At 63.4% G+C, this 13,616-nt stretch carries 13 protein-coding genes and 1 tRNA gene; 10 read left to right on the forward strand and 4 right to left on the reverse strand.

The features are described 5' to 3' along the window. Positions 1-19 precede the first annotated feature (19 nt). The 5 genes from EO136_RS18410 (at position 20) to EO136_RS18430 (ending at position 6,253) form a co-directional block, all read left to right on the forward strand. Entirely contained in the window at positions 20-1,513 is a 1,494-nt protein-coding gene (locus EO136_RS18410) for an MDR family MFS transporter (RefSeq protein WP_246018445.1), read from the forward strand. Between the two features lie 143 nt (positions 1,514-1,656). Then, a complete protein-coding gene (locus EO136_RS18415) occupies positions 1,657-3,753 on the forward strand; it encodes a molybdopterin-containing oxidoreductase family protein (RefSeq protein WP_127145845.1) in 2,097 nt (698 codons plus the stop codon). Beyond that, positions 3,750-4,790 (forward strand): acetyltransferase domain-containing protein, encoded by a 1,041-nt coding sequence (locus tag EO136_RS18420; protein WP_127145846.1) that lies wholly within the window; start codon positions 3,750-3,752, stop codon positions 4,788-4,790. The genes EO136_RS18415 and EO136_RS18420 overlap by 4 nt, the downstream gene beginning before the upstream one ends. A 192-nt stretch (positions 4,791-4,982) precedes the next feature. After that, complete coding sequence (locus tag EO136_RS18425; RefSeq protein WP_127145847.1) at positions 4,983-5,408, forward strand: glyoxalase superfamily protein; 426 nt, start codon at positions 4,983-4,985, stop codon at positions 5,406-5,408. Between the two features lie 140 nt (positions 5,409-5,548). Next, entirely contained in the window at positions 5,549-6,253 is a 705-nt protein-coding gene (locus EO136_RS18430) for a glutathione S-transferase N-terminal domain-containing protein (protein WP_127145848.1), read from the forward strand. A gap of 102 nt (positions 6,254-6,355) precedes the next feature. Here the strand turns inward: EO136_RS18430 and EO136_RS18435 are convergent, their stop codons facing one another. After that, positions 6,356-7,720: an ArnT family glycosyltransferase gene (locus EO136_RS18435; RefSeq protein WP_127145849.1), complete on the reverse strand. Its 1,365-nt coding sequence runs from the start codon at positions 7,718-7,720 to the stop codon at positions 6,356-6,358. 197 nt (positions 7,721-7,917) lie between these two features. On the opposite strand from EO136_RS18435, the gene EO136_RS18440 reads away from it, so the two are divergent. After that, positions 7,918-8,007: transfer RNA gene (locus EO136_RS18440), tRNA-Ser, on the forward strand. 466 nt (positions 8,008-8,473) lie between these two features. Here EO136_RS18440 and EO136_RS18445 read toward each other — a convergent pair. Continuing rightward, positions 8,474-8,830 carry an iron chaperone gene (locus EO136_RS18445; RefSeq protein WP_127145850.1) on the reverse strand — a complete coding sequence of 119 codons (357 nt, stop codon included), beginning with the start codon at positions 8,828-8,830 and terminating at the stop codon, positions 8,474-8,476. Between the two features lie 147 nt (positions 8,831-8,977). Beyond that, the gene (locus EO136_RS18450) at positions 8,978-11,524 is read right to left on the reverse strand and encodes a heavy metal translocating P-type ATPase (protein ID WP_127145851.1); all 2,547 of its coding nucleotides are present in this window, start codon (positions 11,522-11,524) and stop codon (positions 8,978-8,980) included. Positions 11,525-11,684: 160 nt separating this feature from the next. Between EO136_RS18450 and EO136_RS18455 the strand changes: the two genes are divergently transcribed. Then, complete coding sequence (locus tag EO136_RS18455) at positions 11,685-11,882, forward strand: heavy-metal-associated domain-containing protein (RefSeq protein ID WP_127142816.1); 198 nt, start codon at positions 11,685-11,687, stop codon at positions 11,880-11,882. Between the two features lie 15 nt (positions 11,883-11,897). On the opposite strand, the gene EO136_RS18460 is transcribed toward EO136_RS18455, so the two are convergent. Beyond that, positions 11,898-12,344, reverse strand: coding sequence for a DUF305 domain-containing protein (locus EO136_RS18460; protein ID WP_127142817.1), 447 nt, complete (start codon positions 12,342-12,344; stop codon positions 11,898-11,900). A 141-nt stretch (positions 12,345-12,485) separates the two neighbouring features. Between EO136_RS18460 and EO136_RS18465 the strand changes: the two genes are divergently transcribed. The 3 genes from EO136_RS18465 to EO136_RS18475 form a co-directional block, all read left to right on the forward strand. Further along, the gene (locus EO136_RS18465; protein ID WP_127142818.1) at positions 12,486-12,860 is read left to right on the forward strand and encodes a hypothetical protein; all 375 of its coding nucleotides are present in this window, start codon (positions 12,486-12,488) and stop codon (positions 12,858-12,860) included. 34 nt (positions 12,861-12,894) lie between these two features. Next, positions 12,895-13,386, forward strand: a complete 492-nt coding sequence (gene copM, locus EO136_RS18470; RefSeq protein WP_127142819.1) for a CopM family metallochaperone — start codon at positions 12,895-12,897, stop codon at positions 13,384-13,386. Between the two features lie 110 nt (positions 13,387-13,496). Beyond that, the coding region (locus EO136_RS18475; protein WP_127142820.1) for a MerR family DNA-binding transcriptional regulator at positions 13,497-13,616 on the forward strand (120 nt) is incomplete at its 3' end.

Genomic DNA, 13,616 nt, shown 5'->3' on the forward strand with positions numbered 1-13,616 from the left:
TCTTCCGGAGACGATCCCCTTGGCCACGTCCGAACATGCCCAGCCGACTCACGACAACCCGCGCCTTGCCATTGCCTCCGCCATTGCGGTGATGCTGCTGGCGGCGCTGGGCCAGACCATCATCACCCCGGCGCTGCCGATCATCGTTGGGGATCTGGGCGGGCTCGAACACATTTCCTGGGCCATGACGGCTTATTTGCTGGCCGCGACGGTGGGCTCGCCGCTTTTTGGCAAGCTGGGGGACACGTTCGGGCGCAAGATCGTGCTGCAGGCGGGGATCGGGGTGTTCCTCGTGGGGTCGGTGGTCTCGGCGATGGCGCCTAACATGGCAGTGCTGGTGCTGGGGCGGTTTGTGCAGGGTTTTGGCGGGGGCGGGCTGATCGTGACGGCGATGGCGACCGTGGCCGATGTGTTGCCGCCGCGCGAGCGGGGCAGGGCGCAGGCCTTCGTGGGCATCGCCTTTGCGATTTCCACCGTGGTCGGGCCGCTTCTGGGCGGGCTGATCGTGGAGAATTTGAGCTGGCCCTGGCTGTTCGCCGTCAACGTGCCGGTCGGACTTCTCGCCTTCGGGGCCATCGCATACGCGCTCGAGACGCGGCGCAACCAGACGCGCCAGTCGATCGACTATGCGGGCGCGGTGTTGCTGGCGGTTGGCCTGAGCGCGCTGGTGCTGTTCACGAGCCTTGGCGGCACGGTCCTCGACTGGTTCTCATTCGGGTCGCTGGCGCTTGTGGGGTTGGCGATCGCCGCGCTGGCAGGGTTCGCGCAGGCCGAGAAGCGGGCCGCCAATCCGATGATGCCGCTGTTCCTCTTCCGTAACAACGCGTTCCTCGTGAGCAATATCGCAGGGCTTGCGGTGGGGACGGTGATGTTCGGCGCGATCACCTTCATTCCGTTCTACCTGCAGGTGGTCAAGGGATTCTCTCCCACCGGGGCCGGGCTCGGGCTGCTGCCGATGATGCTGGGCATCATCGGCATGTCCATGGCCTCGGGGATCGTGATGTCGCGGACCGGGCGGTACAAGATCCTGCCGATTTTCGGCGCGCTCCTGATGGCGCTGGGCTGCGTGGGCCTCGCCACGATCACCGCCACGACGCCATTCACAATCACCGCCGTCTATCTGGCGGTACTGGGGATGGGTATCGGCCCGGCGATCAATGTAGGGGTGACCGCGATCCAGAACGCGGTGCCTCGCGAAGTTCTCGGCGTGGGCACGGCGAGCGCCAACATGTTCCGCCAGATCGGCGGATCGGTGGGCGTGGCTGTCCTTGGCGCGGTGTTCGGCAACCGGCTGGTCAGCGAAGTCGGGGAAGCGGCCGCCGGTGGCGGCGCGTTCGACACCGAGGCGGTGGCGCAATTGTCCGATGGCGACCGCATGGCGCTCGCTGTTGGCTATGCCGAAGCACTGCACCCGGTGTTCTGGCTGGCGGCGATCGCAGCGGCCTGTGCCTTTGGGGTGAGCTGGCTGCTCGAGGAGCGCCCGCTCGAAGGCCGCGAGAAGCCGGCGCAATAGCAAATTCGATTCCTCGTTCAACGACTTGCTCGGAAAAAGAGAATCACCGCGTCAACGACTTGAATCACACTCGCATGTGCGCTCAAGTTCCCAGATGTCGCTGGGCCCCCGCAAGGGGCCGGCCAATTGGAAGCCATGCCGCCATGAACAAGCCCCTTGTCGCCCGCACCGCGCGCTCCGTGTGTCCCCATGATTGCCCCTCGACCTGCGCGCTGGACGTCGAAGTGCTCGACACTGGCCGGATCGGGCGGGTGCGCGGCGCCAAGGACGACCCCTATACCGCCGGCGTGATCTGCGAGAAGGTCGCGCGCTATGCCGAGCGCGTCCACCACCCCGACCGGCTGCTCTACCCGATGCGCCGCTCGGGCCCCAAGGGGTCTGGCGAATGGACGCGGATAAGCTGGGACGAGGCGCTCGATGAGATCGCGACCCGGCTGCTGGCCATCGAGGCCGAGCATGGGCCCGAGGCGATCTGGCCCTATTATTATGCCGGCACCATGGGCCATGTGCACCGGGACGGGATCAATCGCCTGCGCCACGCCAAGGGCTATTCGGGCCAGTACGACACCATCTGCACCATGATTTCCTGGTCGGGCTATCTCGCCGGCACGGGCATGATGACGGGCACCAATCCCGAGCAGATCGCCGAGAGCGATTGCGTGGTGATCTGGGGCACCAATCCGGTGGCCACGCAGGTCAATGTGATGACCCATGCGGTGCGGGCCCGTCGCGAGCGGGGCGCAAAACTCGTCGTGGTCGACATCTACCGCACCGCGACCATGGAGCAGGCCGATGTGCCGCTGCTGATCCGTCCGGGCACGGATGGCGCCCTGGCGCTGGCGGTGATGAACGTGCTGCTGCGCGAGGGGCTGGCCGACCGGGACTACCTCGCCGAGCGGACCGATTTCGATGCGGAGGTTGAGGCCGGGATCGGGCAGATGACGCCCGAGCGCGCCGCCGAGATCACCGGACTTATGGTCGGCGAGATCGAAGAGTTCGCGCGGCTGCTGGGTGCGCGTCCGCGCGCCTATTTCCGGCTGGGCTATGGCTTTTCCCGGCAGCGAAATGGCGCGACCAACATGCACGCTGCGCTCTGCATTCCCGCCGTGCTGGGGGCCTGGCGGCATCGCGGGGGCGGGGCGTTCCATTCCCATTCCGGTGCCTGGAAGCTCGACAAATCCCACATCGCGGGCAAGCATCTGGCGCGCACGGAAACGCGCGAGCTGGACATGTCGCGGATCGGGCCGGTGCTGGTGGGCGACCCCGAAGCGCTCAAGGGCGGCGGGCCAGTCAAGGCGCTGTTCATCCAGAACACCAACCCAGTGGTGGTGGCGCCTGACCAGGCAATGGTGCGCGACGGCTTTGCGCGCGAGGACCTGTTCACGGTGGTCCACGAGCAGTTCATGACCGACACCGCGCAGATGGCCGATATCGTGCTGCCGGCGACCATGTTCCTCGAGCACACCGATTACTACACGCGAGGCGGGCACACGCGCGTGCTCTATGGCCCGGGGATCGTGGAGGCACCGGGCGAGGCGCGCTCGAACCACTGGCTGATCGAGGAGTTGGCCCGCCGGCTCGACGCTCCGCAAGCGGCGAGCGGAAAAACGGACGTGGAGATGGTGGCCCACACGATGGAGCGCTCGGGCTACGGGTCGCTGGAGGCGTTCGCCGAGCGCGGGTTCATCGACCGCTCGCTGCCCGAGGATCGCGACCGGTACGAAAAGGGGTTCGCCTGGCCCGATGGGCGGTTCCGGTTCAAGCCCGATTGGGAAGAAACCCGCCAGATTTCGGGCAGAACCTGGGTGTGCGATCCCGCGATCATGCCAGCCATGGTGGCCTTTATCGACCGCAACGAGCCCACATGCCCCGACGTGCCCTTCCGGCTGACGACATCCCCGGCGCGGGCGTTTCTCAATTCGAGCTTCACCGAAACCCCGGGCTCGCAAAGGCGCGCCGGGGAGCCCTCGCTGCTGATGCACCCGGACGATGCGCAACGGCTTGAGATGGACGAGGGCCACGCGGTGACCGTGGGCAACCATCGGGGCAGCGTGGAACTGACGCTCAAGCTGTTCGCGGGCCTGCAGACCGGGGTGGTGGTGGCCGAAGGGCTGCATGCCAACCGCGCGCACCGCAAGGGCAGGGGCATCAACATGCTGATCGGCTCGGACGCGGTGCCGCCCTTCGGGGGCGCCGCGTTCCATGACGCGGCAGTGTGGGTCAAGGCGTCCCTGCCATGAGCGGGGAGCACGGGGCCCCGGATACGGTCGGCACCGGCGGATCGGCCCCGGTGGCTCCGACGGGCGGGGGACGCATACCGGCCATCGACATGATGCGCGGCCTCGCGATCATCGGGATGATCGTTTATCACTTCACCTGGGATCTGCGCTTTTTCCAGTTCATCGCCCTCGACGTGACGGCCGAGCCGGGCTGGGTCGCCTTCCAGCGGCTGCTGGTGGGCACGTTCCTGTTCCTTGCCGGCGTCTCGCTGGTGCTGGCGCACGGGCAGGCCATCCGCTGGCCGGCGTTCTGGAAGCGCTTCGGGCTGGTGCTGGGCGCGGGGATGCTGGTGACGGCGGGCACCTATGCCTTTGCGCCTGAAACCTTCGTCTATTTCGGAGTCCTGCACGCCATCGCGGTGTTCAGCCTTCTCGCGCTGGCTTTCCTGCGGCTTCCGATTGCGGTCGTGGCTCTGGCCGCGCTCGTGATCATCGCGATGCCGCTTTTTGTCTCCCACCCGTTCTTTTCGGCGCGGGTGTTTTCGATCTTCGGGCTGTGGGACGTGCCGCCGCCATCCGAAGATCTGGTGCCGGTCTTCCCCTGGTTCGGCGTTGTGCTGGCCGGGGTGGCCGCTGCGCGGATGGCGCTGGGCGCGGGGTGGATGGAGAGGCTGCGCGCTGTTCCCTCCGGGTCGCTGCCGGCGCGGTTTCTGGGCCGGGCAGGGCGGTGGTCGCTCATCATCTACCTTCTCCATCAGCCCGTGATGATCGGCGTGCTGATGGGGGTGGCCACGGTGGTGCCCGTCAATCCCGAGGTGCGGTCCGCAGAGTTCTCCCAGAGCTGCCAGGCGAGCTGCTATGCGTCGAACGGATACCAGGATTACTGCACGGCCTATTGCGCGTGTGCGCTGGACCGGGTGGAGACCGAGGATCTGTGGGCGATGCTGGAAAACCAGCGCACCCAGGCCGAGGAAGACTATATGGTGGAGTTCACCAACCAGTGCGCGGCCGAGGCGATCGAGAGCCAGGACGTGCCGGCCGAAGATCTCGCCCGTTGACATTGGTCGGGCGCGCTCCTAGCTAATGGGCACGGTTGAAGCGCCGGCCTTCCGCGGGGTCCCCGAGATCCTATGGTGAAGTCTTCCACGGGCCGAATCTGCGGCCCGCGCTCCGTGTGGCTATCGTTCGCCCATTGCGACGGTGCCCGGCAAAGCGGAACCCGGGACGAACCCGTCGCGTGGAGAACACCGATGAACTCTCAATCGATTTCCGCCTTCAAGGCCCAGGCCCGCGCGCACAAGATGGCGCTGGGCGAAGCCGGCCTGCCGATCACCCATTCCCAGGCGCTCGAGCACGTCGCCAGGGTCCACGGCTATCGCGACTGGAACACCGCCAGCGCAATGCTGTCGCGACCGGCGCGCCTTGCCCTTTCGCTGGGCCAGCGGGTGACCGGACGCTATCTCAAGCAACCGTTTACGGGCACCGTCATCGCGCTCGAGGCCACCGCCGACCCGACCGCGACGCGCGTGACCGTCGCGTTCGATGCGCCTGTCGACGTGGTGACGTTCGAGAGCTTTTCGGCGCTCAGGCACCGGGCCAACGCGACGATCGGACCCGATCGTCGATCCCGCGCCCGCACGAGCGACGGGGAACCGCACATGATCCTCGACGCGTAAACCGCGCACGGCCGGGCTTCTTCTGGAGGCCCGGCCACCGCCGGCTTCCAACGGCGGACAGGGGTTGCTTTCATCGTAAGAATACGATGAATTGGAGACGGCGCATTTATTTATCAACCGAACAGGAAGAGTGGTGTCCCATGACAACCCAGTCCGCACCTATCGATCTCTATTACTATCCCACGCCGAATGGCCACAAGATTTCGATCATGCTCGAGGAGTTGGGCGTTCCCTACACCATGCACCCGATCCATATCGGGCGCGGCGACCAGTTCTCCGATCATTTCCTGTCGATCTCGCCCAACAACAAGATCCCTGCGATCGTTGACCCCGAGGGGCCGGGCGGCGAGCCGATCTCGGTCTTTGAATCCGGTGCGATCCTGAAGTACCTCGCCGAGAAGTTCGGCCAGTTCTATCCCACCGACGCGCGCGAGCGGGTGAAGGTGGACGAGTGGCTGTTCTGGCAGATGGGCGGATTCGGGCCAATGCTGGGCCAGAACCATCACTTCGCGATCTACGCGCCCGAAAAGCTTCCCTACGCCATCGATCGCTACCGCAACGAGACGCACCGGCTTTACGGCGTGCTCAACAAGCAGCTCGAGGGCCGCGATTATATCTGCGGGGCGTATTCGATTGCCGACATTGCGACGCTGAGCTGGTCGCTGGGCTGGGAGCGCCAGGGCATCGATCTCGCCGAGTTCCCCAACATCGCAGCCTGGCAGGAGCGCCTGAAGGCGCGCCCGGCCGTCGAGCGCGGCCTGGCGCTCAAGCTCGACGAGGAGCGGGTGAACCTTGCCGAGGACAAGGATGCCCAGAAGATGCTGTTCAACCAGCGGGCACGCTAGGGCGTTTCCAGGAAAGGTGGACACACTCTTTCGGTTCGGAAGCGTGATAAATCAAAGACTTAGAGCCCCTGTTCTGATTCAATCAGAACAGGGGCTCTAGAATTACGAAGGCTCATTGGCCTGGTCGGCCTGATCGCCGGCCCATGACGGACACGCTTCGGCGCCGGAAACGGTGTCGAGGCGCATGTCCATCAGCGGCGTGTCACCAGAGCGCCGGGTGATTGTTTCCCGGCGCTCCGGGTCCCCGGTGTCCACGAAAATCAGGCCCTCGTGCTGGATGAGCACGGCAGGGCGCGAGCACAGCTCGGCCGGGAAGGGCTCGCGGAACAGATAGCGCTGGCGCTGCCGGATCGCATAGACCGGCTTTTCCTCCCCCAGATACCACCAGAGCTGGCTGGCGAGATCGTAAAACGAGGTCGCGACCCAATCGGCTTCCGCGTAGGCCTCGCTGGCCCTGATCTCCGCGATGGCGTCGTCCCAGCCCCGGACCTGGTTGAACGGGGAATTGCCACCGATGACCGGCGTGTCGTGCCATAGGACATAGACCACCGGCACCGCGCCGATGGCCAGCGCCAGCCCCAGCGCGGCCCGGGGCAGCCACGCAGAGGCCCGCGCTGCGGCAATGGACGCAAGCACAGCCAGCGCGGGATAGGCCGGGGCCAGCCAGTTGGGCGCCACATGGTTGGAAAGCCCGTGCCAGACCAGATAGGCCAGGAACGGGGCGTGCAGCCAGAGCAGCGTTGCCGCCGCGCCCCGCGCTATTGCCGTCGCTGCAAGCCAGAAGATGAGCGGGGTCACCACGACCACCAGCAGCAAGGCGAACTCGACCAGCAGCAGGGGAGAGAGTTCGCCTTCGCCCACCCGTCCGAACTGCAGCTCGAATCCCACCCAATCATTGGCCGCGTTCCACGCCAGGAGGGGCACGAGCGTGGCCGTGGCGATGAGGACCCCGGCCCAGAGCTGCCAGTAACGCAGGGCGCGCCGGCCCTCGGCGGTGCCCAGCCCCCAGGCCACGAAGCCGACGGCGAGAAACAGATTGGTGAATTTCGAGAGCACGCCCAGCCCGATGGCCAGGCCCACTGCCAGCCACCAGAGCCGGTTGTCACTGCGCCGCAGCTCGCAGAAGGCCCAAAGCGCCATGGTCCAGAAGAGCACCGAGGGCGCATCGGGCGTAGCCACGAAGCCGAGCACGAGAAAGATCAGTGTGCCGTTGACCAGAAGCGCGGCCCAGACTGCGGCGCGCGGGCCGGCCAGCAGATGAGCGATTCGCGCTGTCATCGCCCCTGAAAGCGCAAAAGCCAGAACGCTGAGCACGCGCACACCGAATTCCGTGCGCCCGAACACCCATTCCCCGACGGCGATCCACCATGCGATCATCGGCGGATGATCGAAATATCCCCAGGACGGGCGGCTGGCCCACAGCGCGTAATAGGCCTCGTCCTCGACCAGCGGCACCACTGCCGCCATGGCAGCGTGCAGGCAAAGGAAGGCGAGGACGATCGCGGCGATGGCGGGAAAGGGAGCTAGACGGGGAATGGCGGGGCTCCGGGCGGCTGGGATTGCGGGGCGGGCCGAGATAAGTCCAATCGGGTCGGCCACGCAAGGGCAAGCGAATGGGGGATAAGGGCTTGCTTTGGCGGGCAAGTTGATATTTAAGCGGCGGCGGAGAGGTGGCCGAGCGGTCGAAGGCGCGCCCCTGCTAAGGGCGTAGGCGCGGAAGCGTCTCGAGGGTTCGAATCCCTTCCTCTCCGCCATTGGCCCGCGCATCGCGTTGATTTTGTTGACTTTTGTCACCCGATGCGCCGCGCCCCACACTTTACCCTACATAACGAGTAGGCTGTACCGAGCTCTTGCTGTTCCCCATTGGCCAGCTGCTGTGCTCCCAGCCCCGCAAGAGGACCGGCATGGGGCAGCTTGCGGACCGACCAGCTTTGGCGAGGTTAGGAGAAGGCGGATATTCCGTAATCGCCGCCATTGCGGTCGTTCCAAGGTCACCGATACCTTCCCAACAGCCGACATCGGATTACCGTCAGCTTTGACCCGCTAAATCATCGTTGCGCTAATACAGGGCCGCTTACGCGCGGCTATGAAAGTCGCGGAGTTATGCCAAGAATTTGGTGACGTGCACGCTGACGGTTGAGCAGCCGTCCGCTTGTGAGGCCGGAGTATCCAGTGATTGCCTGTCCGCTCTCCGAACTCAAGAATCCGGTTCTCAGCCCTTCAGACTGCCAGTTCTTTGCGGGACGCTAAGGCGAGCATTGTAATGAGTTTATCGGGGATTGGTTTTTTTGGCGAGAACGTAACACCGGTCTTCGATGCTTTGAGTCCGGCCGCAGCGATATCGGCTGAATGCTCGCTGATCGCGCCTTTGCTGACATAAAGACCGCACTGCTTGCTGAACGCGCCATAGCCTGCGATCATCGAGCTCCCTGATTTGAATCCGGGCATTCCGTACTGCATCACCTCTTGCACATCAGGAAGAGCTCGCTTCAGCCGGTCACGTACGACTGCAAGTTGCGGCCGAAGGGCTTCCGGCGCAGCAGCTATGTATGCATCATGGTCAAGTATCTCGGTCATAACTGATCATCGCCCGTAAAGTGTGCGCGAGCAAGCAGAGCTATGACGGCTTGTCGCCACGACGCCGATCTGCGGAAGCAGGCCAAATACGACGCAGAAAAAAAAGCTGACAAGATCGAAAATATGCGGCGCGGAAAGCACCTACCTTTAAGGTGACCTTGTCCCCGGCTGAAATGTGCCTCCCTTTCCACGTCCGTGGTCAAAGCCCGGAGCACTGAAGCGTCTCAGCCGCGACGCGTTGCCAAGCACGAAGACGCTCGACATCGCCATCGCCCCTGCAGCCAAGACCGGCGACAAAAGCAGCCCAAATGTGGGATAGAGCACGCCGGCAGCGACCGGAATGAGAGCGGTATTGTACGCAAAGGCCCAGAACAGGTTTTGCCGGATATTGCCGATCGTTGCCTTCGAGAGCGCGATCGCAGTGGGGACGCCCATGAGACTGCCCGACATCAGCACCACGTCGGCGGCCTCGATGGCGATGTCGGTGCCTGTTCCAATGGCGATGCCGACATCGGCTTCGGCCAGTGCGGGCGCGTCGTTGATCCCGTCTCCGACGAAGGCGAGCCGACCGTGCGCCAGTTTCATCTCTCTTACCGCAGCGACCTTGCCATCAGGCAGCACCTCGGACACTACGTGGTCGATGTTCAGACGCCGGGCAATCGCCTCGGCTGTGTGGCGATTGTCACCGGTGATCATCGCGACCTTGAGACCAAGATCATGAAGGGCCTTGATGGCATCCGGTGTCGTTTGTTTGATCGGATCGGCAACAGCAATGATTGCCGTGAGCCGGCCGTCGATGGCGGCATAGAGCGGGGACTTGCCGTCTTGGGCCAAATGCGCTGCAGTGGTGGCGAATGGCGAGACGTCGAGCCCGAGACGTTCCATGTACCGGTCAGCACCGATCTCGACGCGACGCCCGTCTGCCAGGGCGCGGATGCCGAAACCGGTAATGCCCTCGAAATCGGTGACATCTGGGAGCGCCAGACGCTGTTCTTGAGCTGCCTGGACAATGGCCCGCGCGATGGGATGTTCGGATCGGGATTCAACTGCGGCAAGGAGAGCCAACACATCGTTGCTGGCAACCCCGTCAACGGTTTCAAAGTCTGTCAGCACGGGTCGGCCCGCGGTCAGCGTACCGGTCTTGTCGAACGCGACAACGCGGGCGCCCATCAAGGACTGGAGCGCCTCGCCCTTGCGGAACAAAACGCCCATCTCGGCGCCACGACCGGTTCCAACCATGATGGATGTGGGTGTTGCCAGCCCCATGGCACATGGACAGGCGATGATGAGCACGGCTACGGCATTGACAAGGGCAAAGGTGATCGCCGGATCAGGACCAAAGATCGCCCAGACAACAAAGGTCAATGCGGCAATTCCCATGACGGCGGGAACGAACCACAGCGTCACCCTATCGACCAGCGCCTGAATGGGGAGCTTGGAGCCCTGCGCTTCCTCGACCATGCGGATGATCCGGGAAAGCGCGGTGTCGGCGCCTACTGCGGTCGCACGGAAAGTTAGGGCACCAGTCTGATTGACCGTACCACCGACAATCGTGTCGCCCGTTGTCTTTTCGACGGGCACCGGCTCACCTGTGATCATGGATTGGTCAACAAAGGAGGACCCCTCCACGACTTCGCCGTCTACCGCAACGCGTTCGCCGGGCCGGACGTCCACCAGATCGCCAGTGACGATTTCGGCGAGCGAGAGCTCCACACTTTTGCCGTCGCGTTGAACACGTGCTGTCCTGGGCTGGAGGCCGACAAGGTGCTTGATCGCATCCGATGTTCGCCCCTTGGCGCGGGCCTCCAGATGCCGGCCAATCAGGATCAGCGTCACGATCACGGCGGCCGCCTCGAAGTAGACGTTCACGGTCCCCGCGGGCAAAACCTGCGGCGTGAAGGTTGCCACCACCGAATACGACCAGGCAGCGAGCGTGCCCACGGCCACCAGCGAGTTCATGTCTGGCGCGCCCTTGGCGAGTGCCGGCAACCCGGTCCTGTAAAAGCGCAGTCCGGGCCAGAACAGCACCAGTGTGGTAAGAGCAAACTGGACATACCAGCTCTCTTGCATCCCGATGCTGTTCATTACCAGATCGTGGATCGCAGGGATAAGGTGCGAGCCCATCTCCAGAACGAAAACCGGCAAGGTGAGCAACGCAGCAATGGATACGTCCCGGGCCAGCGCCGACTGATCGAGCTGCTTGCGAGCGGCTTGCGCCTGCCCATCCGCGCCGGCGCTTATTGCGTGCGCCTGATAACCGGTCGAAGCAATGGCAGCGATCAGTGCGGCCTGAGTGAGATATGCGCTTCCCCAGATAGAAGCTCGTTCGGACGCAAGGTTCACCGAAGCGCTGGTCACCCCGGGAACCGAAAGCAACGCCTTTTCCACTCGACCGACACAAGAAGCGCAGGTCATCCCTTCGACTGCGAGCTGCAGCTTCTGGCCAGGAACCTCATAGCCTGCATCCTCGATTGCCTTGACCAGAGCATCACGGTCTGCAGCCTCATCGATTGTAATCTCGGCGCGCTCGGTCGCAGGATTGACGTTGGCTCCAGAGACGCCTCGCACGCCCACCAAAGCCCGTTCAACGCGACCAACGCAGGACGCGCAGGTCATTCCAACCACAGGAAGCGTGATCTTGGTTGGCCCCGCAGCCGGACCATCTTCGGTTTCGAGGTTCGTATGGGCGGTCATTGGTCGCTCCCGTTGGCAAGCTCTGAGAAACCTTCTCTGCGCCTTCCAGTCGATGGAAGGTCAATGCTGACAGGCAACAATTTCTCCCGTGCCGAATTCCCTTGACCTTCCTCCTGCTGGAACCCCCATCGTCCAAGAAAACAAATCGTAGGAGAGCCACATGGAATTTCAGATCGACAACATGACGTGCGGCGGCTGCGCCAGGAGCGTCACCAAAGCGATCCAAACGATCGATCCTGAAGCCAAAGTCGATATCGATCTTGGTGCCAAGGTGGTGCGTGTCACCTCGAGCGCTGAACAGGCCACCATTGCGGCTGAACTCGACGATGTGGGCTATCCACCGCGGCGTGCGGCATAGCCAGCGCCCGGAGTCTCACCGTTCGAGTTCGGCAATGAGGGTTTCCATCTCATCGATCTCCCGGCGCTGGGCCTGGATGATTTCGTCGGCAAGTTCGCGAACCCGTGGGTCGGTCAACTCCGCCCTCTCGCTCGTCAGAATGGCAATGGAATGATGTGGGACCATGGCCTTCAACCAGTCGACCTGATCGATCGTAGCCTGCGAGCGCACCAGATACAGAGATCCCGCAAATATGAGTGCGGCAACAGCAAAGATCGCTGCATTGATCCCCTTACGGTCGTACATGCCCAACATGAAGGCCATCATCACGATGGCCATCGCCGCGCCCATGACCAGCGCCATATAGGCCCGAGTCTCGCTCCAATAGACGTGCTCGAGGGCATAAGTGTTGAGATACATGAGCCCAAACATGATCACCGTGGACGTTGCAATCATTGCAGCAAAGCGCAGGTATTTGCTCATCGTCGATCCTTTCTTCGGGCAAGCTCGGTCAGATCAGTTGATCCCGACAGGTGTGCCCTCGTTCTCGAAACCGCCATATTTTGGGGAATTGTTCGGTTCAACGCGAGTTCCAATCCCGATGCATGCGAAAGGCGCCGTTCGTTGAAGCTTGCCGACCGGACACTACCGCTGATGATTGCCGCGTTGCTCGCACTGGCCGTTTCCCTGGTCTGGCTGCCGGCTGGCGCGGGCGCTTTCGAGCGTCATGCCCAAATGCATGGTAGTGGGATCGAGGAGGCGCACGATCCGGCATATCACGATACCGACCCTGGCGAGATGGCGGGCGCCCAGCACCCCTGTAAACCCTGCGGCGCCGATTGCTGCATGATGACCCAGTGCCATCCCGGTTTGGCGACCGAGCCCCATGGCTCCTTGTTTTCGGAACCAGGCGACAAGGTAATCAGCGCCATTGGGGCGGGCGCGCTCAGCGGTTCGCCCGATGTTGCCGTTCCTCCTCCGCGCATCCTGCTGATCTGATTGAATATGAACCAGTTTTGACAGGAGAATTTCGATGAACTTCGCAAGTATAGTCTTTATGGCGGCCCTTGCAGCCGCTGCGCTTTCCGTCCCCGCTCTCGCGCAGGGGGCCGACTTCCAGCTGCCCGACCAGTGCACGACCACTACCGGGATGGGGGATATGGATCATTCGTCCATGGGGCACGGCACCATGCACGGCGATCAAGATGACGACATGGGCGCAGCGATGATGGACATGATGGGAATGGACATGGACCTCGAGGCCATGCCCGAGCATGTCCAGGAAAACATGGCCAAGATGATGGTCACCATGCCCGCCATGCACGAAGGCATGATGAACGAAGACGCCGATGTGGCTTTCGCATGCGGGATGATCGCTCATCATCAGGGCGCCATCGACATGGCCCAGGTACTGCTCGATCATGGTGACGATCCGCAGATGCGAGCCCTCGCCGAAGAGATCATCGAAGCACAGGTCGCCGAGATAGAGCAGATGACGACCTGGCTGGTTGCAAACGCCAACTAAAAATACCCGGCCGCGCGGTCCGTGCCGCGCGGTCGTCTTTCGCAATTGACCCTTGCGCTTCCAGTCGCAGGAACCCTTATGAAGGCCGGGTTAGCATTGGAGACATTGCCATGAACATTGGAACTGCCGCCCGCCAGTCAGGTCTTCCGGCCAAGACTATCCGCTATTATGAGGACATCGGGCTGTTGAAGGCCGATCGCGCCGCGAACGGATATCGCGACTACTCCAAA

Origin of the sequence: Pelagibacterium montanilacus (assembly GCF_003992665.1) — a bacterium.
In the GTDB taxonomy this organism is placed as follows: domain Bacteria; phylum Pseudomonadota; class Alphaproteobacteria; order Rhizobiales; family Devosiaceae; genus Pelagibacterium; species Pelagibacterium montanilacus.

Excerpts from the sequence above, each read along its gene's own strand:
- EO136_RS18420 (WP_127145846.1), top strand. The coding sequence starts at position 3,750 with ATGAGCGGGGAGCACGGGGCCCCGGATACGGTCGGCACCGGCGGATCG.
- EO136_RS18460 (WP_127142817.1), bottom strand. The coding sequence starts at position 12,344 with ATGAGCAAATACCTGCGCTTTGCTGCAATGATTGCAACGTCCACGGTG.
- EO136_RS18415 (WP_127145845.1), top strand. The coding sequence starts at position 1,657 with ATGAACAAGCCCCTTGTCGCCCGCACCGCGCGCTCCGTGTGTCCCCAT.
- copM (WP_127142819.1), top strand. The coding sequence starts at position 12,895 with ATGAACTTCGCAAGTATAGTCTTTATGGCGGCCCTTGCAGCCGCTGCG.
- EO136_RS18455 (WP_127142816.1), top strand. The coding sequence starts at position 11,685 with ATGGAATTTCAGATCGACAACATGACGTGCGGCGGCTGCGCCAGGAGC.
- EO136_RS18450 (WP_127145851.1), bottom strand. The coding sequence starts at position 11,524 with ATGACCGCCCATACGAACCTCGAAACCGAAGATGGTCCGGCTGCGGGG.
- EO136_RS18445 (WP_127145850.1), bottom strand. The coding sequence starts at position 8,830 with ATGACCGAGATACTTGACCATGATGCATACATAGCTGCTGCGCCGGAA.
- EO136_RS18430 (WP_127145848.1), top strand. The coding sequence starts at position 5,549 with ATGACAACCCAGTCCGCACCTATCGATCTCTATTACTATCCCACGCCG.
- EO136_RS18425 (WP_127145847.1), top strand. The coding sequence starts at position 4,983 with ATGAACTCTCAATCGATTTCCGCCTTCAAGGCCCAGGCCCGCGCGCAC.
- EO136_RS18435 (WP_127145849.1), bottom strand. The coding sequence starts at position 7,720 with ATGGCGGCAGTGGTGCCGCTGGTCGAGGACGAGGCCTATTACGCGCTG.